Genomic DNA, 24,199 nt, shown 5'->3' on the forward strand with positions numbered 1-24,199 from the left:
TTATTCAATTTTAGTTGCAAAAAGTTTGAAAACGCACTATAATTGATTGTTGAATTTGTATAAAAGCAAGTTCAAAAATGTAGCAAAAGCTACAAATAGGAGGAAGAAAATTGAGAAAACAAACAATGAGAGCGTTATCTGTATTGTTATGTGTATTGATGACAGTGTCAAGTTTTTCAGTTCTAACAGCATTTGCAACTGAAAATAAAACAAATAATACACAAACTACAGTTACAGATAATACAAACCAACACGATAATCTTGGTTGTAAACCTTTAACAGAAGAGGAAATATCAAAGTTATCAAAGATTGAAAATATTTCTGATTACTATTCAATAGTAAATAAAGAAGAAGGAAAACCAAGAACACAGGCTAATAATATTCCTGCTACATCTTATCCTTCTTCAATTGATAATAGTAAAAGTAAGTATTTCCCTTCTATCGGTGACCAAGATTCGTTAGGTTCATGTACAACATGGGCAGAAATTTATTATCAAATGAGTTATGCTGAAAATGTTGCACTTAACAGAACTGCTACACATGATAATACTTGTTCACCGATATGGATTTATAACTTTGCAAACGGAGGAGATGCAAATACAGGTGCCGATATTACTAATGCTTTTAGATTAGCACAGAGAATTGGAGTACCTTCATTAAAAACTTCTCCAAATACAACTGTAAATGCAAAGTGGACAACAACTAAGGAAGCTTTTACAGAAGCACCTAAATACAGAGTAAACAACTATAATTTATTCGATTTGGATACATATAATAATAAAATTACTAACCCTAAGAGTGAAGTTATTGCTCCAATTAAGGCTGCTCTAAATAATAATGAACTTGTAACATACACAACATTTGTTTTTAGTTGGGAAAATAAAACTATTCAAAAAGATAGCAGAGTGCCTGAAAACACTAAATATGCTAATGATGACATCGCTATTTATTCTACAGGATATAGTGGTTGCCATAGAATGACTATTGTTGGATATGACGATGATATTTGGGTAGATATTAATGGTGATGACAAAATTCAAGAAGCTGAAAAAGGTGCTTTCAAAATTGTAAATTCTTGGGGTACCAATTATGGAAACAATGGTTTTGCTTGGGTTTCATATGATGCATTAAATTATGATTCAGCAGTTAGCGACTCTCTACCAAATCGTTTAAATCAACCTACTATTTTTGACTTAATGAGAGTTAGCGTAAAGCCTATTGATGCTTGTTCAAATATTAATCTTGAATACACACTAAACACTAAGTATCGTGATGAAGTCAGTATTGCTCTAACTGCAAAAAATATAAATACCGGTAAAACTTATGAAGGTAATGTAGAACCTTTCCAATCTTATAAAAAAGAAAACGGCAACTATCGTTGTTCTTTTGATGGTACTAAAAAATATTCAACAGGTGATTTTGCATATGACTTAAGTAATATTGTACAAAATCTAAATTCTAATAATGTTAGTGACTATACCTGGACGTTAAAATTTGCTGATGATACAAGTGATAACAGTACACTATCTGTATCAGATGTTAAGATTGTAGATAACAATAACAATAAAACATATAAGTCAGATTTAAACGGTACAGTAAAACTAAATGGTAATTCAAAAGATATTACTGTAAATGGTAGTACTACTCCTGATAAGAATGAAGTAACTATTTACTACAAAGGTTACTCAACACCATATATCCATTATCAGGTAGGTGATGGTAACTGGACTGCAGTACCGGGTAAAGCAATGACACCTGATACAACAGTTGATGGTTACACACATACATATACAATTGACCTAGGTACATCAGACTATGCTAATGTTTGTTTCAATGATGGTAATAATAATTGGGATAGCAGAAACGGTCAAAACTATAAGTTCAAAAAGGGCACATATACATTTAAAAATGGTGTAATTACACCAATTGTAGTTGATAATAAATTTGGCATTAAGTCATTCGATATTACTCCGGCTGATGGTAAAATTGAAGCAGGTGATTATGTTTCAATGAAGGTAACACTTAAGAATGCTGCTTCTGATGCTGTAAGTAAATACACATATTTAGATTCAAACAATAAAGAATATACAATTTATGACTATGCGAGTGCTAGTAGTTGTTTATGGCAGTTTAGTAAAGCCGGTACATATAGAGTTAGAGTTTATTCAAAAGAAAGCTCTGACTCAACTAATTATGTAATGGCTGAAAAGACTGTATTTGTAGCAGAAAAGAAACTTAAGATTGAGTCATTCGATTTAACTCCTGAAGATGGTAACATTACTGCCGGTGACTCAGTAGAAATGAATGTTAAACTAAAGAATGCTACAAATAGTGCAGTAAATAAGTTTACTTATGTTGACACTAATAACAATGAATGTACAATTTATGATTATTCACAATCATTAGGTTGTAAAAAACAATTTAGTTATCCCGGTACATATAAGGTAAGAGTATATTCAAAAGAAAGCTATACTGCAAAAGATTATGTAATGGCTGAAAAGACTGTTACAGTTTCACCAAAGAAAGAATTTAAAATTGATGATGCAGTAGTGTCACCTAGTGATTCAACATATGTAAACGGTTATGTTAGTTGCTATATTACAGCATCTGGTGGTAAAACTCCATATACATATGAATTTGGTTACACTCAGGACGGTAATACAAAGACAGAAAAAACTACTAACTCTTCTTATCACTTCTGTGCAAAAAAGGGTGGTGACATCACAGTATTTGCTAAGGTAACAGATGCTGATGGTAAGACCCTAACAAAAACATTTAAGCCAATTAAGGTAAATGCATTAACAATTAAAAATATTGTTACTTCACCAACTTCTCCACAGTATGTTGGTACAAAGATTAATATTAAAGCAGACATTGAATATTCTCAATCAAAGTATGGTAGATATAATTATCTGAAATATGAGATTAAGAAAGATGGCAATGTGGTTGAAACTCTGGAAGACCCATACAATACTTCAGTAGATTGGACACCAACCGAACCGGGTAATTATACAATCACTTGTAATATGGGTGATATGTCCGGTCAGTCAGCAACAAAGACAGTTAACTTTGTTGTTAATAAGAAGGATACAACTGATAATATAGTTGCAATTTACTATGTTGGTTATCAGTCTCCATACATTCACTATCAGGTAGAAAATGGTTCTTGGACTAATGCACCGGGTTACAAAATGTCTGCTACTGATGAAAAGTCAGGTTATACACATAAGTATGTAATTAACCTTGGTAACAAGAATTACGCAAATGTATGTTTCAATGACGGCAACGGTAATTGGGACAGTAACAATGGTAAAAACTATCGTTTCAACAAGGGTACATATACTTACAAGAACGGTGTAATTACTCCGGTAGAAGATGATAAGTTTGGTATTGAATCATTCGATATTACACCTGCTGACGGTAAAATCACTGTTGGTGATTTTATAGATATGAAAGTTAAATTAAAAAATGCTACTTCCAATGCTGTAAGTAAATACACATATTTAGATTCAAATAATCACGAAGTTACAATTTATGACTATGCAGGTGCCAGTAGTTGTTTATGGCAGTTTAACAAATCCGGTACTTATAGGGTTAGAGTTTATTCAAAAGAAAGCTATGGCTCAACTAATTATGTAATGGCAGAAAAAACTGTTACAGTTGCAGAGAAACAACCTCTAAAGATAAACCAATTTAGCATTAATTCAAACACAGGTTCAGTTCCTTTCTGTGATAATGTTAATATGTCAGTTAATGTATCAGGTGGTAAAGCTCCATATCAGTATGAATTTGCAATGAACCAGTACAATACAAGAACTGTTTTACAGTCATTCTCTACAAAGAATACTTGTACAGTTATTCCTGAATATATCGGTAACTATAATTATGAAGTAACAGTTAAGGATGCAACCGGTGCAACAGTAACAGATACAAGACAAATTTATGTTGCTCAGACTTATATTGCTAATTTAAATGTAAGTAGTAGTGCTGTTAAGGTAAATGATACAGTTAAATTCAGTGCTGATATTAAGAATCTATCATCACTTGTTACATATCAGGATTATACTTATACAGTAACTAAGGATAATAAGACAGAAACACTTACAACAAATAGTGACAGAACTGCTAACTGGACACCTAAGGAAGCAGGAAAATATACAATGCTATTACAAATTAAGCACAATGGTAAGTATATTGCCGGTAGATCAATTGAAGTTACAGTTGATAAAGCATCAGAAAATGTAGTAACAATCTACTACAAGGGTTATTCAACTCCATATATTCATTATCAGGTAGGTAATGGTAACTGGACAGCAGTACCGGGTGTTGCAATGACTGCAACTAATGAAAAGTCAGGTTATACTCATAAGTATACTATCAACCTAGGTGCTTCAACTTATGCAAATGTTTGCTTTAACAACGGTAACGGTAGCTGGGATAGCAGAAACGGTCAGAACTATCATTTTGAAAAAGGTACATATACTTTCTCAAATGGTAATATGACTAAGATTGCAGACTAATACTTTTTATATTCCTCATATAAAACAGAATATATACAATTAAGAAAACAGATGGTGATTATATTGCCATCTGATTTTCTTTTACTATTAAAAAATAGTTCAAAAAGTTTAAGCATATTGCATAAATCATTATAAGAATGTTGGTGTATTATTATTGTAGAACAAGTTTTTATATTATGGTAAAATATAACTATATTAATGTAGGAGGACTACATATGAGAATAAATAAATTCTTTAGTGTATTTTTATCATTATTAATGGTATGTTCAATTTTTGGTGGGCTATCAGTATCAGCTACTACAATTGATAAGACTCATACTTATACAGTTGTAGGTGATGCACCGTTTTTAGGTGCAAAATGGGACCCAACAACTGTAGCTGATGATATGGTGGTTCAGTCGGATGGTACTTACAAGAAAACATATACAAATGTTTCTAAGTCAGATTGTTACTCAATCAAGGTTACAGAGGACCATGATTGGAGTGTTAATTTTGGTTCAAATCTTGGTGAGAACGAACCACAGAATATTGAATTTTCCGTACCAATGGATAATTCAACAGTTGATGTTATTTTAACTTTGAAGGGTACCAGAAACAAAGACGGTAAAGTAATTACAGATGGCTTTGTAAAAGTGCTTGTTGATGGTGTAGATGCACCGGGCAAGGTTGTACCGACAGAAACTACTCATTATGTTGCAGGTGAAGCCGGTCTTTGTAACGGTATAAACTGGGAAAAAGATAATGAAATAAACAAGATGACAAAGAACCAAGATGGTTCTTATGAGATTACATTAAAAGGCGTAAACCCTAAAACAGACGGTACACCATATGAATTTTATGTAACTACAAATGGTCAATGGGAACCGGGTTATGTTTATTACGGTGAGAAAGATCCCGGTTCTGAAAATGCTTTATTAACTATCACAGAACCTAATTCAACAGTAAAAATTGTTTTAACTGCAAAGCTAAAGGTTAGAGTTTATGTGAATGATAAAGAAGTAACACCTGAAATGAGAAAATCTGAATTTGTTACAAGTTTAGGTGGTACTTATACAGGTCCTATAAACAATAAGTCAAAGAGATATTTCTTTGCGATGCCGGAAAAGTGGTTTAATTTTAGCAATGCAACTGCTTGTGCTTTTTGGTGGAGTGGTGAAGATGCTTGTTACGACCAGCAACATTCTTACATAATGAGACCTACTTCTATTAAAACAGATGATGATTCTGTTGTTTATTACATTGATGTTGCAGAGAGTGTACATAATATTATATTTACCAACGGTATTGAGGGTTCTGAAAAAAGACCAATAGGTAACGATTATGACCCTAATTATAACAAGAACTTACAAACTTTTAGTATTAATCTGGATAGATACAAAGCAGGAGAGTGTGACCTTTATCCGGATGGTGTTGATAACTTTGACAATATGATTTATGTTGTTGACAGTAATAGTAGAATTTCAGTTGACCCATCGGGTTATTTATACAAAGGTAATTGGTACTATCTACATTCTGACGGTAAGTGGGATACATCAAAAGGTTCTACATACGAAATTCACAATACTAATGTAAAACTTAACACAAGACGTGCTAACCTTACAGTTGACAATTTTATTTACTTAGTTCCAACATTTAAAAATGTTAGAACTGAAGCAGAGATTAAGTGGACTTCAAGTAATCCGGAAGTTGCAACTGTGGATAATGACGGTAAAGTAACTGCTAAAAGTGTTGGCGATGCAACAATTTCAATTTCAGTACAAAATCCTGATGATAAAGAACCTGTTGTAACAACTTGTAAAATAAAGGTCAATAATATTTATAGAATTGCAGTAACAAAGTTACCTAATAAAATAGAATATGCATTAGGTGAAGGTTTAGATGTTTCAGGTCTTGAAGTTACTGTTTATTACAAGGACGGTACTTCTAAAGTAGTTGAAAATTACACTTTAGATTATGACCTTACTAGAGTAGGTGAGAGAACTGTTACTGTACAGCATTATGACTATATAGATACATTTAAAGTAAAGGTAAATCCTAAAACCGAACCTACTAATCTAACAAAACCAACAGTAAAGAAGGTTACTAAAGTTGAAGTTAATAAGAAATCAGTTGCTTTATTAAATGGCAGAAGTGCAGTTGTAAAAGCAACAGTAACTCCTAATAACGCAACAAACAAAAAGTTAAAGTGGACAAGTTCTAACTCAAAAGTAGCAGTAGTAAATTCACAAGGTAAAATTACTGCAAAGGGTAGAGGTAATGCAACAATTAAAGTAATGGCACTTGACGGCAGCAATAAATATGCAACTATTAGGGTAACAGTAAAGCAACCTGTAACATCTGTTAAATTAAGCAGAAATTCAGCTATCCTAAAAGTAAAAGGTAATGCTAAACAAAAGACAGTAACCCTAAAAGCTACTGTAAATCCTAAGAATGCAAATGTTAAATCAGTAAAATGGACAACATCAAAATCTAAGATTGCTACAGTTAATAGCAAAGGTAAAGTAACTGCAAAGAAAAAAGGTACTTGTTTTATTTACGCTACTGCAAAAGATGGCAGTAAAAAATATGCTAAGTGCAAAATTACAGTTAAATAATTAATCAAAAAGCTGACATTACTTATGTAATGTCAGCTTAGTTTATTCTTGTTAATATTAATTCTTGCTAAAGTATAATAAATAATATATAATAATCTTGTAGAAAACGGTAAATTTTTATTTATTATAATGATAGAATTATATGAGGTGATCATATCAAAAGGTTAGTTTTAAGAAATATACTTATGTATGTTATTTCATTTGCATTATTTATTGTACCATTGTTTTTCTTTGATTATTTTTCACCACTTTACTTACAATGGATAGCACCACTGTTTTTGATTTATGGAAATGTATCTTGTGATTTAAAGCAAAAGTCGTTAATTAATATATGGAGAGTTGTACCGACCTGTGCAGTTATTTTAGGTGCATACTTTTTAGATAATTCATATACAGAGTGGTATTATCTAAAAGTTACAAATGAACTACCTGACCAATTTACATATCTTTTGGGTAAGTATTTTTACCTTGCATCATTTATATTGGTTGTTGGTTTCATATGTGTATATCAGCTATATAAAATTGCAGTTGAAATGTATAATAGGCATAAAAATTTGAATGTTAAGGTGAATTTATGAAAAGAACAATTGTATTTATATTAATGATTATAACGACTATGTCAGTTATGTGTGGATGTAGTAAAATTACCGACAAGGTTGATTTTGACAAGATAGATAAATTATCTATTGTAACTGATAAGGGAAAAGAATATACTCTAAATTCTAACCAAAAAGATACTGTCATTTCAGCTTTAAAAAATGCTGAAAGCAGTAGTGACAGTAATGATTATGATGGTGGATTTTCCATTAACGGATATGTTGACAGTAAAGTGGAATATACCTTTACTATTGCAAATGAAAATCACATTACAGTTAATACTAATAAAAATTCAGTATATAAAATCTCAGCAGAAAATTATTCTGCTTTGTCAAAAGTAGTTGAAGAAGTTGTAAAGTAAAAATAGAATTGATACCAAAATTAAGCCTCTCATTTTTAGAGGTTTTTTCTTTGTAAAATAAATCCGTTATGTATCACAGAATTATTATAAAAATTTCTAATTATAAGCAATAGAAAAATAATTATTTAATGTGATATTATGATAATATAAGATTATTTAAGAAAGGGAAATGAAAATGAAAGTCAAAAAGTTTTCAGCAGTATTAGTTGCTTTTTTAGTGGCAGTAACTTCAATGGTTTTGCCATTGTCAGATACTTTTAACAGTGTTATAAAAACAACCGGTTCAGCTAAAGCAGTAACTAAAAACAGTGCAGTAAAAATGCCTAGTGATGCCATTTTGTTTGATAGTAGTGAAGAAAAATTCAAGGAGATACAGTCACCGGAAAAGGGTGGTTTTTATTACTACAACAGTTATTACAATAGAAGTATAAATTTCTATGATGTTAATAACAATACAGTAAGAAAGATTAAGGACTACAAAGACAAGGCTGTTTATGATGTTTTTGCAACTGACTCAAAGTTTTATGTTGTATATAGAGATGGTGGAAATCCTAACCCTATAATTTACTATGTTGATGAATTGAATATAGAAACCGAAAAGGTAGAGTCAACTCACAATGTAACAGAATTTGTTGCTGATAATTATAATTCTTATATCAGAACAATAGGTGTTGACAGTAAAGGTAGAATTTATCTAACTACTTTTGACGGTTTAAAAAGTGAAAAGAAATATACAATTCACTTACTATCAAAAGATTATAAGGAACTTTCTTCTGCTGATATGGAAGATGATTGTTTTGAAAATTATGGTTTTGACAGTAGTAACGGCAATTTCTATTTTGAAAGTTATAAAACTGCAAAAAGTCAATGGGGTTCTTCAAGCGGTTATAGAACATTGGCTTTCGGTAATGTAACAAATAATAAGATAACCGTAAGTGATGAAATTCTAGATATTCTTTATGCAAAGTATGTTCAGTATCATTACAGTAGTGCAATTATGTTGACTGAGGGTACACTAGCTTGGACTTCATCATATAATTCAACAGTTAATGTTCTAGACTCTAGCAAGTTTGATACAAAAAATCCTAACAACCCACCATTACTAGGTAGCTTATCAAGAATAGGTTATGAGGGTGATGATGGATTTTATAGTAACATAGGTGCTAGAGCAGTACATAACAACCTGAACAATACTACTGTAATTTATATGAATGATAATAGGCTTATGGAATTTGACAGTAACTATAAGCATATTTCTACAATCAATACTGAGTACCCTGTATTTGCACTTTTAAATTACGGTGATGATATTCTTGCTATTGAAAAAGATACTGACAGTAATTATTATGTAGAAAAATTTACTTGGGAATTTCCAACAGAAATTAATTTGTCACAAACTTCTGCTACTATAAAGGTAGGGAAAAGCCTTTCACTTTCAGCAACAAGTAATGCTTTAGCAACATATTCTTACAGTTGGTCAAGTAGCAATGATAAGGTAGCCTCTGTTACAAGTGAAGGCAAAGTTTACGGTAATAGCGTTGGTACAGCAGTAATTACTGCAAAAACTACTAACGGTGTTACTGCTCAATGTACTGTAACAGTTGAGAAAAATTCTTCTGCACCGGCAGTTGATAAGGTAAAATTATCAGGAAAAACTTCCTCAAATATTTCAAAAAATGATTATTATAAATGGTCCTCAGATATTACCTCAAATTTAAGTGAAAATTCTGACGGTACACTAAATAGAGTTGAAAGTACATCAAATGGTGTATTGGTTGAAAAATATTCAAGTGATGGCAAAACTCTCCTTTCTACAAAAACAATTAAAAATGAACTTAGCAAATTCGGTGGTTATTTCTGTGGTGAAGATAATAACTACATAGTTTTCGGTGAAAATAACACTTCAGAAAATGACTCAAAAGAAGTAGTCAGAGTTGTAAAGTATTCAAAAGATTGGACAAAAATAAGTGAATGTAAAATTAACGGTTCAAATACTACAAAGCCATTTGATTTTGGTTCACTTAGAATGACAGAACTTGATGGCAAACTATATATACATACTTGTCATGAAATGTATGCTGACGAAAATAAAATAAACCACCAAGCAAATATGTCATTCACTGTTGATGAAAGTACAATGAAAATTACCGACTCAATGTATGATGTGTTAAACCTAATGAATGGTTATGTCAGCCACTCATTTAATCAGTTTATAAAGACTGACGGCAACTATATTTATAGAGTTGACCATTCTGAGTCAAACAACTTTTCCTTTGGTGACCAATATCTTTCTGTAAATGGTATCACCCTTACAAGATACTACAAGAATGATAAATCAACTTCTGTAACAGTAACTGTACCGGAAAAATTTGATGTGAATGTTAGTAACTATACCGGTGCAACAGTAGGTGGTTTTGAAGTCGGTAGTGGCAATTGTTTAATTGCTTTTACAAGGGACATTTCAAAGGATAATAAGAATAGAAATGTTTATTTAACTGTTACCGATAAGCTGTTTAATAACACAAAGAAAATAGCTTTAACTAATTATAAGGCAAGTAATAAAGTAACTTGTGGTAATCCTCAGCTAGTAAAAATTAATGATAACTTTTTCTTAGTTATGTGGGAAGAAAAGAATACTACCACAAATAAAGTTACATCTAAGGCAATGACAGTTGATGCAACCGGTAATGCTATTTCATCTAAAAAGACAATGCCTGTTAGATTGTCAGATTGTGAACCTATTGTATGCAGTGACAGTGTAGTTAAGTGGTATGTAACTGATGACAGTACACCTACTTTGTACATTGTCAATCCTTATGAAATAGAAAATATCCATGAGCATAACTACACATCCTCAGTAACTAAAGAACCTACTTGTACAGAAAATGGTGTGAAAACTTATGTATGCAAAGGTTGTGGAGATACTTATACCGAAACTATAAAGGCAAAAGGTCATTCGTATGTAACTACAATAACACCTGCTACAATGAAAAGTAACGGTAGAAAAATCAGTAAGTGTTCAATTTGTAACAATGTGCAGTATGACAATGTAATCAGCAAGATTTCATCGGTAAGTATTTCAAAAACTACTTTCACTTATAACGGTAAAGCTCAAACTCCTACTGTTACAGTAAAAGACAGTAAAAATAAAATCTTGAAGAATAAAACCAATTATACAGTTACATATTCTAGAGGTAGAAAGAATGTAGGCAGATATTCTGTAAAGGTTAAATTCAAAGGTAATTATAGTGGAGAAAAGACTTTCTATTATAATATTGCACCTAAGTCAACTTCTGTTAAGTCGGTAAAGGGCTTATCAAAAGCAATTCAGGTAAATCTAAATTTACAGAAAACTCAAACTACAGGTTATCAAATTCAGTACAGTACATTTAAGAATTTCAAAAATGCAAAAACCGTTACTGTAAAGAATACTGTTTCTGCTAAAAAGATAACTAAGTTAAAGGCTAAGAAAAAATATTTTGTCAGAGTCCGTACCTATAAAACAACAAAATTCTCCGGCAAAAATTATAATATCTATTCTTCATGGTTATCAGCAAAATCAGTTGTAACAAAGTAGTGTAAAACAGAATTCTACTATTCATATTAATTCCTTAAAGATAATCCTCATCATTATATGGTGGGGATTATCGCTTTTTATTTTAAGGCGTAAAAAACACCTATCGGAAAAAACGATAGGTGTAATTTTATATAATTCTATTTTGACAGAGTAGTGAGAAAAACAATTAATTAATTTAGTAATTCCAGAACTCTCTTTTGAATAAAGTTTTCAATAGCTTTAAGACGGTTTTTATCAAGATTATATCTTGAGTGCTTTTTGAATTTAAAGCCTATTAATCTTTTTAACTGTTCTTGTTGAATAGGGGTGATAAGTTCCTTTGCAACATCTACAAAGTTTTCGTATAGTGCAGGAAATCTGGTTTCTGCATACTTATCAAGATTTTCAATATCGTCTTTCATAGCATAGCAAAAGAGAGAAAGACCATTGTCAAATATAGGAGCAGTACCTATAATTTTATTTTCCTTATTATCAACAAGAAAACCAAAGTTACCAAGGTGTCTGTCTTGGTTACAGATAATTGCATCAAAGACCAACATACTTACAAGGCTATTGTAATATTTTTCTCCAAGATTTTTGTAATAAACTAAAATATCCTTTAAATTGTTGCCATTTACAATATAGGCAACAGGAATGTAGGAGGTGTTCTTATCTGTAAATAATTCACAAGTTGAACAGAGAAAACCCTTCCATTTAGAAAGATTATATTTTACAAAATCAAGTCCCATAGTTTCTGCTATTTGATAGGCATAGTATTCTGAATATGGTTCTTTTCCGGAATTAGCGAAACCTTGAGTGCCGGATTTATAAAGCAAAATTTTGCCCTTTACTCTTCTCCAACATTTAGCCAACATACCACCGGTAGTAAACTCAGGAGAAGAACGAAAAGTTGACTTTACATAGCTACCATATCCGGTAAAAGCCATAAGGGAAAGTGTTTGACTAAATCTGTTATCATAAAGATTATTGTTTGCAAATGTACCCTTGAAATTTTCATCAACAATCCAGTAACTATCGTTAAGGGAAAGACCCTTACAAATGTCAATAATGCCCTTAGTGTCTTTTTCATTTAGTCCAAGTTTAGCAAGAAAATTTTCAACAAATGCTCTGTTAGACGGAATTGTTCTGTGTCTTAACCAACTTGATAAATTGTCAAGATTTTTGTTAAGTGATAAAGGAAGTAAATTCCTTTTTTCTTCATTTACCCAAAGAATTTCTGTACTTATTCCAAATGCATCTTTATTAATATTAAATTTTATCAGAGGTGTGTCATATTGCTTTAATATATAGCTCATAGTTTCTCCAATAAATCTTTAGTTTCTATTTACTTTTATTATGCCATAAATCAAAGATAAATTCAATATTTTAAATTTGCTAATGAAAGGATTGTAAGAAATTTGAATACTATGTTTTGCAATAATTATAACTGTTGACTATTACAAAAGATATTGTCAAAATTTGTAAATATATACACTAGAAAGTACTGTTTGTTTGTGCTATTATGGTAATATAGTATTTTTTACAAAGAAAGGAAACGTTAAGATGAAATTTAAAAAACTATCGGCAATATTAGTTGCATTTTTAGTGGCAGTGACTTCAACAGTTTTGCCATTGTCGGACACTTTTAGTAATGTGCTGAAAACTACTAATTCAGCAAAAGCACTAGCTAAAAGCAGTGCGGTAAAAATGCCTGATAATGCAATAGAATTTAAAAGTATGAATGACAGATTTGAAGTTATACCTTCTTACGAAAAGGGTGGATTTTATTATTTCAATAAGTCTATTAACTTCTATGATGTTAAGAATAACACTGTAAGGGAAATTGCTGATTATTCTTACAAAGATATTGTGGATTCATTTGTATCAGAGTCAAAGATATATCTGATAATAGAAGAGGATAAATATACTTCAAATCCGAAATATTATATTGATGTTTTCAATTCATTAACAGAAAAAGTAGAATTAAGCAAAAATTTATCAGATGTTTTTCCTAATATAAATAGCTTTAGTGCTGATGCTATAGGTGTGGATAATCAAGGTAGATATTATATTGCTATCAGTGATAACTCCGGTTATGATACAAAGTACAGTATTCATTTATTCAGTAAGAATTTTGAAGAAATTACATCAGTAGATACAAAAGGTGCTGTATATGATTTCTGTGGCTTTGACAGTACTAACGGTAATTTCTATTTTGAAGGAGATGCCGACTGGGTTTATTGGGGGTATACTCATACTACAAATGCATTGAAATGTGGTAATGTAGCAGACGATAAAGTAACTGTAAATGATGGTTATATTGATGTATTTTACAGACAGTATAATTCTTATCATAAAAGAAATGCAATAATGCTTTCTAACGGTAATTTAGCATGGTCATCTATTTTATTTAGCAAAGTCGGTGTAATGAATTCAAAAAATCTAAATACCGATGATATATCTGATTTGCCTATGTTAGGTAGTGTATCAAGAGACGGTTATGAGGGTAATGATAGGTCCTATGGTAGTGTAGGTCCGGGAATTGTACATAACAATGTAAATGATACTACTGTAATGTATGCTAACAACAATAAATTAGTTGAGTATGACAATGATTTTAATAGGGTTTCTTCCTATGACACTAAGTTTCCTGTATTTTCATTGTTTAATTACGGAAACAACATTATGACAATTGAAAAGGATACTGACGGTAATTATTATGTGGATAATATTTATTGGTCAAAGCCTTCAAAAATTGAATTGTCCCAAAATTCTGCAACAATTAATGTTGGTGACAGTGTTGCATTAACTACAACAAGTGATACAGTACTAAAATATTTTTGTGATTGGTCAAGTAGCGATAACTCAGTAGCTTCTGTTACAAGTGATGGTAAGGTTTATGGTAACAGAGAGGGTACAGTAGTTATAACTGCAAAAACTGATGATAATACGAAAGTACAGTGTACTGTAACTGTAAAGGGAAAATCACAACCATTAAGCGGAAAAAATTCTTTAGACGGAACAAGTAACGAAAATATTTCTCAAAATAATTATTCAACATGGGCTTCTGTTGTAAATTCATATTTAAGTGAAAATGAGGATGGTACACTTAATAAAGTTGAAAATACTTCTGATGGCGTATTGATAGAAAAGTATTCAAGTGACGGAAAAAAGTTGATTTCCTCAAACAAGGTAGAAAAAGAATTAAATAAATTTGGTGGGTATTTCTACGGAAAAGACAATAACTACCTAGTCTTTGGTGAAGATAACAAAGAAGAAAAAGACTCTGCCGAAATTATGAGAGTCGTAAAATATACTAAAGATTGGACAAAAGTAAGTGATTGCAAAATTTGTGGTTCAAATACATATGAGCCTTTTAATGCCGGTTCATTAAGAATGGCAGAACTTGACGGCAAGTTATATGTTTATACCTGTCACACAATGTACACTACAGAAGATAAACTTAACCATCAAGCAAATATGATATTCACTATTGATGAATCTACTATGAAAACAATTGATTATCAGTATGTAATATCTAACTTAACTCAAGGATATGTAAGCCATTCATTTAATCAGTTTATAAAAACATATGGTGATTATATTTACAGAGTTGACCATTCCGAAACCGGTGATTTAGTTGAGGGTGGAGAAATAATGGCAGTGAATGGTATAACATTAACTAAGTTTAATAAGAACGACCAATCAACTGAAGTTACGGTTACTGTACCTGAAAAATTTAACATCAGAAGAGGTAACTATACAGGCTCCTCAATAGGTGGTTTTGAAATAGGTAGTGATAATTGTATCATTGCTTTTTCTCAAGATATTTCTAAAACCAATAGAAAAAGAAATGTTTATTTAACAGTAACAGATACATCTTTTTATAAAACTAAGAAAGTCCCTTTAACCAATTATACAGATAATGACAACATAACTTGTGGTACTCCTGAACTGGTAAAAATAAGTGAAAACTTATTCCTGATTATGTGGGAAGAAACTAATGCATCAACCAGTGAAGTAGTCACTAAAGGGATGACTGTTGATGCAAAAGGTCAAACTGTTTCATCAGCAAAAACTTTGACTGCAAGATTATCTGATTGCCAACCTATATTATGCAGTGATAATTTAGTTAAGTGGTATGTAACAGATAATAATGGTACTACTCTGTATAGTCTAAATCCATACTATATAGAAAATCTCCATGAACATAAATATACTTCTAAAGTAACTAAAGAACCTACATGTAAAGAAACAGGTATCAGAACTTATACTTGTGAATGTGGGGATACTTATACCGAATCTATAGCTACAATAGACCATAAATATCAGTATAAATTAGTGAAACAATCAACTTGCACAGAAGAAGGAATAGGCAAATACACTTGTACAGAATGTGGAGATACTTATACAGAAACTCTACCTAAAATAGGTCACGATTATGAACAGAAAGTAGTAAAACCTACTTGTACTGAACAAGGCTATACATTAAATGTATGTAAGAATTGCGGTGATACTTATAAGAGTGATTTTGTAGATAAGATTGACCATAACTATAAGTATGAAATAGTGAAAGAACCAACCTGTACTGAAGAAGGAATAGGCAAATACACTTGTACAGTATGTGGAGATACTTATACAGAAACTCTACCTAAAATAGGTCACGATTATGAACAGAAAGTAGTAAAACCTACTTGTACTGAACAAGGCTATACATTAAATGTATGTAAGAATTGCGGTGATACATATAAAAGTGATTTTGTAGATAAGACAGACCACAACTATAAGTATGAAATAGTGAAAGAACCAACTTGTACAGAAGAAGGAATAGGTAAATACACTTGTACAGAATGTGGAGATAATTATACAGAAACAATTTCCAAAACAAATCATGATTATGAACAGAAAGTAGTAAAACCTACTTGTACTGAACAAGGCTATACATTAAATGTATGTAAGAATTGCGGTGATACTTACAAGAGTGATTTTGTAGATAAGATTGACCATAACTATAAGTATGAAGTAGTGAAAGAACCAACTTGTACAGAAGAAGGTTTAGGCAAATATATCTGCACAGAATGTGGAGAAACTCTAATTGATACAATACCTACAATTGACCATTCATTTGTAACTACTACAACACCTGCTACAATGAAAAGTAACGGTAGAATAATCAGTAAGTGTTCAATTTGTAACAATGTACAGTATGACAATGTAATCAATAAAATTTCTTCGGTAAGTATTTCAAAAACTACTTTCACTTATAACAGTAAAACTCAAACACCTACTGTTACGGTAAAAGACAGTAAAAATAAAATCTTGAAGAATAAAACCAATTATACAGTTACATATTCTAGAGGTAGAAAGAATGTAGGCAGATATTCTGTAAAGGTTAAGTTTAAAGGTAATTATAGTGGGGGAAAGACTTTCTATTATAATATTGTACCTAAAGCAACTTCTGTTAAGTCAGTAAAAGGACTTTCAAAGGGTATGCAAGTTAATTTAAAACTACAGAAAACTCAAACTACAGGTTATCAAATTCAGTACAGTACATTTAAGAATTTCAAAAATGCAAAAACCGTTACTGTAAAGAATACTGTTTCTGCTAAAAAGATAACTAAGTTAAAGGCAAAGAAAAAATATTTTGTCAGAGTCCGTACCTATAAAACAACAAAATTCTCCGGCAAAAATTATAATCTCTATTCTTTATGGTCATCAGCAAAAACAACTGTAACAAAGTAGTATAAAACAGATTTCTACTATTCATATTAATTCCTTATAGATAATCCTCATCATTGTATGGTGGGGATTATCGCTTTTTATTTTAGAACATAAAAAACACCTATCGGTAAAAAACGATAGGTGTAATTTTGTTTATGAAGTTATAAGACAATTACTTTTTCTTAACTGTAACAACAATTCTTTTAGTATCTGAAACATATGTGCTACTGGATATTGCCCTAATTGTGATAGTGGTTTTACCAACTTTTTTAACAGTGACTTTACCTTTACTGTTTACAGTTGCAACCTTTTTGTTGCTTGAAGAATAAGTAAGTTTTGTTTTAGCTTTAGCTTTAAGGTAGAAAGGTTTGCAACCTTTTTTCTTAGTGAAAGACTTTTTAACACTAATAGTTTGTGATTTTTTAGATTTAGCGAAAATGGTAATATCTCCGTTTATCTTAGCAATTTTAATGTTGCAAGATTTACCATTGAAAGATGTTTTGATAGCTTTTCCATTCATTGTTACCGATACACCGGTAATTGCGTAACCTTTTTTTGGAGTGAGCTTAGTTGAATATGTTTTATTTTTATTTATGATATTATTCTTATTGCCTATGTTTACATTACTAAGTGACTTTCTGACATAAACCTCATTGTCCTTTAATTCAAAGTGGATAGTAGCATTTACTCCAATGTTAAATTCCTTATCATCACCCATATATAAGTCTTTATCTTCATCATAAGGATTGTTATATGAATGGCAAACCATTATGGAGTACCACTGAGCTTTAGAACCTTTATAATATATATCTTTTAATTTATCATCATAGAAGAAACATGAATAATCTATATAACTAACAGAATTAGGAATAGTAACAGTTTCTAAATTACTACATTCCTCAAAAGTACCTTGACCAATATAAGTTACAGAGTTTGGAATAATAACATTTTTTAAACTCTCACAATGAGAAAAAGCATAATACTGAATTTCTTTTACTGAATTAGGTATATTAATATATTTTAATTTAGTACAATTACTGAATACACCATCTTTAATTACTTTGATTGAGTTTGGTAATGTTACTTTTTCTAAATTTACACAACTTGAAAAAGCATCAGAACCTAAATCGGTAACAGAATTTTGGATTGTTACTAATTTAAGGTATTTACTATATGAAAAAGCCTCCGATTTAATTGTCTTTACTGTGTTTGGTACAGTAAAAGATGTTGCTTTTTTGCTAGGAGGATATTGAATTAAAGTGACTTTTTTCTTATCGTAAAAAACACCATTTACTGATGTATATTTTTTATTATTTCTATCAATGTTAATGCTCTCTAAACCTGTACAATTGCCAAAAGTTTTATTATATAATGTGGTTGTTGCCTTAGGAATATAGACACTTTTTAAACTAGTGCAATTCTTAAAAGCTCTAAAATTAATTACTTTAACATTATTTGAAATAGTGATATTTGTTAGATTTTCACAATCTTCAAAAGCATAAGAAGAAATCTCTATTATTGAGTTAGGAAGAACAACTGATTTAAGATTTTTACATTTTTCAAAACAAGAAGTTGGTATTTTTTTAACTCCATTCGGAATAGTGATTTTTTCCAGTTTATTACAGGTATAGAACGAATAATCTTCAATTGTTTTTACAGTGCTAGGTACAACATAAGTACTGTCAGTTTTACAAGCAGGATAAACAAATAATTCTGTTTTATTTTTATTGAATAAAACACCATTTTCAGAGGTATAGTAAGGATTGTTTTTGTCAACATCTACGCTAACCAAATTAGGATATTTTGAAAATACTTTTTCTTTAGAACTAAAGATATTTTCAATAAGATTAATATATTGAATGTCATTTTCATATTTTTCCCAAGGTGTATCGGAATCATTTATTAATTCGTTAATATCTCCTTTACCGGAAAAAGTTAGGGTGGCAGTTGTACTGTCATAATTCCATGCAACATCTGATTTAGTGTCAGTGCTAACTGTAGTAGTATCAGCTGATACTGAGGTAATAACACCACCACATAGTAATACTGTTATAGCAAGTATTACACATAAAATTCTTTTAATTTTCATAAAATTCTCCTTTTGACTAAGCATACTGAAAGCTCAGTTACTTAACAAAATTGTATAATAAAATATATTCTGTGTCAAATAATTTTAAAGTTTTTAGTGGGATAAATGTTAAGAAATCTATTTAATTTTACATCTGATTTTACAATTATTTTAGCTGAAATTTCGGATTTGAAATGTGAAAAAATACAACAAAATAATTTCAAAATGTGTAAAAAAAAAGGCTTTTAAAGTGTGAAAAATAAGGTATTAAAAAAGACCCTTTTTTACATCTTTTGAATTGGCTGAAAAGCTAGATATTATCTAGGCTACTGCCCTGTAAAATTTAAAAAAAGTTACCCAACTAAGACTAAATCGTCTTTTTGCCTTTTGTTATTTTATGTTTTTTTGTTGTTAATACATATATTTTTTATGTACCAAAAAGTCGATTTTGTCTTAGTATAATTTAACGATTTAGTTTTTATAATTGACTTTTTAGATTGCTGATCTTGTTATATTTCAGAAAAATTTTTTACTTTATAAAAACTAAATCCAACTGATTTATAATGAATTTTATTGTTAATAATATTAAGATTATTTTCAGACCTTTGCAAGAAATATTTAAGAAAATTATTTTTGAGTAGTAAATAAAATGTTTAATTAAAATATCGATTGACAGTAAGCGATGAATATTTTTTCTTAAGAAATCTTGCATAAACTAAAAAAATTCATATTGTAAAATTAGATTGCAATAATTATTTAAAATCATAATTCTAAATGTCATAATACAAAATTTTTTCCAATTCATTTGCATAAATAGGGAAGTCCTCTGTTTTAATCCATTTTTATGTTTATTAAAATTAGTTTCAAATCAGATAAATAATGTGAAAAAAATATAATATTGATGGTAAAAAATCATAAAAAGTGATACACATGTGTATCTCATTTTGATACTCGGTATCGTTTTGTGATACACATGTGTATCACTTTTGTTATCTAATTTCACATTAAATACTTTGAGAAATTTTATTACCGTTAGTATTGTAGAAAGACAATCAAAATTATTACACCTACAATTTTCTTTCAGCTCTTTGGCTGATTATTTAAAATAGATAAAATGACATACCTGTAATATGCTCTAAAATCCTCTGTATTCGATTTTATGCTTAATTAATATACATTAATGTATTCTATATAAAAACCTTTTATGATTAAAATATAAGCAAATAAAGGGCATACCAGTTGAAACAATAGAACTAATGTTTGAAAATCACCTTTATTTTGATTTTTTAGTGTTAAAAATAGAAATAACACTTGACAAAACATTTTTTAGTGGTATTATATAATGATTTTTAAATTTTCTTAAGGAGGTATGTGTATGTACCATTTCAAGTATGTACCAAGAATTAGGTATTTAAATTTGAAGAAACAGATTATCGAATTAATCAAAGAGGTACAGAACCAAGTCAGAGATAAGTTTACATTTCAATTTGAATTTGTTGGAAGTACAAAAAGAAATATGATAACAGAAGATGTAATGTCTAATAAAGGATTTGATTTTGATGTTAATTTGACAGTTAATGACGATGATGAAAATTATACACCAAAGGAAATTAGAACAATATTAAGAATAGCTATAACCAATGTATCACGAAAATATGGTTATAACAGATGCGAGGATTCTACAAGAGTTATTACGATAGTGAAGAACAGTACTTGGAATTTTTCTATAAATCATAGTTGTGATTTTGCAATTGTCTATGGAAATCAGTACATTAGATTTGATAAGAAGAAAAATGTGTATGTATGGGCTCAGCAACCTAAAGACTTTATCAACCTTGACAAGAAAGCGAAAGAGTTGAGAAAAGATTTTGGAAAATGGAAAGTTGTTAAAGAGAAGTATTTGAAAAAGAAGAATGAAAATAAAGACCATAATAAACATTCTCGTTCACTCTATGCTGAAACTATTAATGAAGTGTATGATAAGTTTTATCATTGATTAAGTGATTCTCTTACACTGATAGTTAAAAATACAATTATCAAAGCCTGTGATTTCTTTCCGATTTCATAGGCTTTATTTTTGCTGAGTCGCTATTATGTATGAATAAAACTAAATAGTGTTTATTAGTGGTTTTTACCAATAATTTATTGAAAAATCCATATTGTATGTTGCATAATTTAATTAAATATGATACTATTAGTGTAAAAATATTGTGCAAAATGCTATATAATTTGAAGATTTAAAAATAATTATCAAAGTTATTTAAAAAGTCCCATTTATGGGGCAGTTGATTTTGTATAATGATAATGTAGTTAGGTAATTGCTTTTGCAGTTATTAAGAAGAAAATGGTTGTTATTAAAATAGAGGTTAGTTATGGAAAAAGCCACAAGTGTGAATAGCATTGCTGAAGAGAAATTTGTAGAAATATTTTGTGATACATTTGGTCCGGATAAAGCAAATAATTTATATGTTCAATATCCATTTGTTGATATATACGGTGGACATAGATATATTGATTTTGCCTTAGAAAATGAAGATTCAAAGATTGCCATAGAGATTGATGGTGAAACATATCACAATCCAAAGAAAGTTTCTGATAATAAATACTTTGATGACTTATTAAAGCAGAACAGTATGGTATATCAAGATTGGAAAGTTTATCGTTGGGCATATAATCAGTTGGTTTCACAACCTGAAAAAGTTAAAGATGAATTGGTAACTTTTTTAGGAGAAACACCTTTTTTCAAAACCTTTCAAGAATATCTACCAAATCAACAAGGAAAAATATTTGAGTTAAGAGAGTATCAAAAAGAGGCTTTAGACAATCTTAAAAAGATGAGAGAAAATGGTGAAACCATTGCACTTCTTTATCATGCAACCGGTGTTGGTAAGACAGTTACTGCTGCGTCGGATGCAAAAGAAGTTGGTGGCAGAACACTATTCCTTGTTAATGCACTAAAACTTGCAGACCAAGCAGAAAACACCTTTGCAAAAATTTGGAAAGAAGCTACACTAGGTAAATATACAGGTAGTGAAAAAACAACTGATACTAAAGTTATTTTTGCAACTGTACAGAGTATTTCCAAAAACCTACTTGAATTTCAACCAAATTCATTTGATTATATTATTGTTGATGAATGTCACCACGCAGCAGCAAAAACCTACAAGAAAATTTTTAGCTATTTTAAGGCAAAATTTATATTAGGCTTAACTGCAACACCTGAACGCTCTGATGGTGAAGATATGCTAAATCTATTCCAAAATGTTGCACATAAAATGGATTTAGAAACAGCAGTAAAAAAAGAAATATTAGTTCCAATAAGATGTATCAGAATTAAAACTGATATTGACTTAACAAGTGTAAGAATTAACGGTATTAAATATAATTCTCAAGATTTGGAATCTAAACTTTTTGTACCTGAAAGAAATAAAATTATAGCCGATACATATGTGAATTTTGTAAATGGTAAAAAGGCAGTTATCTTCTGTGCTAGTATTAATCATGCTACTGAAATAGCAAAACTATTATTAGAACAAGGTGTAAATGCTGAATCTGTTTCAGGTAGAGATAAACCAAAAGTAAGAAATAAAATACTTAATGATTATGAAAACGGTAATATAAATGTACTATGTGCTTGTGACCTTCTAAATGAAGGTTGGGATAGTCCAAAGACAGAAGTTTTGTTTATGGCTAGACCTACTATGTCAAAGACTGTTTATATGCAACAACTTGGAAGAGGTACAAGAAAATGTAAAGGTAAAAAAGATTTATTAGTGTTTGATTTCGTTGACAATGCTAATATGTTTAATCAACCTTATTCATTACATAGACTTCTCAATATCAAGGAATATCATCCATTGGAGTATGTACTTGCACCGGATAATAAAAAGAAACTTGATAAAGATTTGTTGAGAAAAGGTGAAAAACCAACAGAGTATATTGATTTACCTTTAAATATTTATGATTATGAAACGGTAGATTTATTTAATTGGCAAGATGAAGTCAAAACAATGTTATCACAAAAGGAATTTATTAGAAGGGTTGATGTACAGTCCGAAACCGTTGATAGATATGTTAAAAACGGTGATATAAAGCCTGATTTATCTATTCCGATTAGTGAGAATAAAACTTTTAATTACTATAAAGAAGATACAGTAATTATGTATGCTAAAAAGTATGGTTGGGATTTAATAACTCCAACTAATATAAAAGAAAAGTTTATGAAATTTGTTGATAAAATGGATATGAGCTTTTCTTATAAACCTGTGTTGCTAAAAGCAATATTTGACCATGTGGATGAAGATGGCAAGATAAGGATTGTAGATATAGTTAATTACTTTATTGATTTTTATGAGGAAAGAAAGGATAATGGTCTAATCGCAGAAAAACCAAATAGTATCTATCAAAAAGGTGGATATACCGAAAAGGATGTTGAAAGGAATATTTTCAGTAACCCATTTAAGCGTTTTGCCGATATGAGATTTCTTGAACATTCTAAAAATATTGAGTATATCCAAATTAATTCTAATGTGTTTAGAAAGCTCTCCGGTACTGATATAGCACATATCTTGCAGGTGTGTGATGAAAAGTTAGATATGTACTATAAAAGAATAACTAAGTAGTAAAAGTTTATAATGAAATTAATAATAAATGCCTTAACAGATTTTGTTTTTAGGGCATTTATCGTTAATTATATAAGATATAAGAATATAATTGCTTTCAAAAGTTTTATTAAGTATGGACTTGGTCTTATTACTAATAAATTAATTATAGTTTTGCTAT

Annotated in this window: 10 protein-coding genes; 8 read left to right on the plus strand and 2 right to left on the minus strand. The window is 30.0% G+C overall.

Translation table 11 applies throughout. From position 1 onward, the window contains the following. Window positions 1-110: 110 nt before the first annotated feature. The 5 genes from E5Z56_RS07550 to E5Z56_RS07570 all read left to right on the plus strand — a co-directional run bounded on the left by E5Z56_RS07550 (window position 111) and on the right by E5Z56_RS07570 (window position 11,649). Window positions 111-4,520: a carbohydrate binding domain-containing protein gene (locus E5Z56_RS07550; RefSeq protein WP_138157263.1), complete on the plus strand. Its 4,410-nt coding sequence runs from the start codon at window positions 111-113 to the stop codon at window positions 4,518-4,520. A 215-nt stretch (window positions 4,521-4,735) separates the two neighbouring features. After that, window positions 4,736-7,114: an Ig-like domain-containing protein gene (locus E5Z56_RS07555; RefSeq protein ID WP_175405419.1), complete on the plus strand. Its 2,379-nt coding sequence runs from the start codon at window positions 4,736-4,738 to the stop codon at window positions 7,112-7,114. 185 nt (window positions 7,115-7,299) lie between these two features. Beyond that, complete coding sequence (locus tag E5Z56_RS07560; RefSeq protein ID WP_138157265.1) at window positions 7,300-7,692, plus strand: hypothetical protein; 393 nt, start codon at window positions 7,300-7,302, stop codon at window positions 7,690-7,692. After that, entirely contained in the window at window positions 7,689-8,072 is a 384-nt protein-coding gene (locus tag E5Z56_RS07565) for a hypothetical protein (protein WP_138157266.1), read from the plus strand. The genes E5Z56_RS07560 and E5Z56_RS07565 overlap by 4 nt, the downstream gene beginning before the upstream one ends. 175 nt (window positions 8,073-8,247) lie before the next feature. After that, the gene (locus E5Z56_RS07570; protein WP_175405420.1) at window positions 8,248-11,649 is read left to right on the plus strand and encodes an Ig-like domain-containing protein; all 3,402 of its coding nucleotides are present in this window, start codon (window positions 8,248-8,250) and stop codon (window positions 11,647-11,649) included. A 170-nt stretch (window positions 11,650-11,819) separates the two neighbouring features. Here the strand turns inward: E5Z56_RS07570 and E5Z56_RS07575 are convergent, their stop codons facing one another. After that, complete coding sequence (locus tag E5Z56_RS07575; RefSeq protein ID WP_138157268.1) at window positions 11,820-12,944, minus strand: HipA domain-containing protein; 1,125 nt, start codon at window positions 12,942-12,944, stop codon at window positions 11,820-11,822. Window positions 12,945-13,191: 247 nt separating this feature from the next. Between E5Z56_RS07575 and E5Z56_RS07580 the strand changes: the two genes are divergently transcribed. After that, window positions 13,192-17,370, plus strand: coding sequence for an Ig-like domain-containing protein (locus E5Z56_RS07580; RefSeq protein ID WP_138157269.1), 4,179 nt, complete (start codon window positions 13,192-13,194; stop codon window positions 17,368-17,370). Between the two features lie 151 nt (window positions 17,371-17,521). Here the strand turns inward: E5Z56_RS07580 and E5Z56_RS07585 are convergent, their stop codons facing one another. Then, complete coding sequence (locus E5Z56_RS07585) at window positions 17,522-19,438, minus strand: leucine-rich repeat protein (protein WP_175405421.1); 1,917 nt, start codon at window positions 19,436-19,438, stop codon at window positions 17,522-17,524. 1,354 nt (window positions 19,439-20,792) lie between these two features. On the opposite strand from E5Z56_RS07585, the gene E5Z56_RS07590 reads away from it, so the two are divergent. Both E5Z56_RS07590 and E5Z56_RS07595 read left to right on the plus strand, forming a co-directional pair. Then, window positions 20,793-21,413 (plus strand): hypothetical protein, encoded by a 621-nt coding sequence (locus E5Z56_RS07590; protein WP_138157271.1) that lies wholly within the window; start codon window positions 20,793-20,795, stop codon window positions 21,411-21,413. Between the two features lie 376 nt (window positions 21,414-21,789). After that, complete coding sequence (locus E5Z56_RS07595; RefSeq protein WP_138157272.1) at window positions 21,790-24,039, plus strand: DEAD/DEAH box helicase family protein; 2,250 nt, start codon at window positions 21,790-21,792, stop codon at window positions 24,037-24,039. The last annotated feature ends 160 nt before the right edge of the window (window positions 24,040-24,199 follow it).

This window comes from Ruminococcus bovis (assembly GCF_005601135.1).
In the GTDB taxonomy this organism is placed as follows: domain Bacteria; phylum Bacillota; class Clostridia; order Oscillospirales; family Acutalibacteraceae; genus Ruminococcoides; species Ruminococcoides bovis.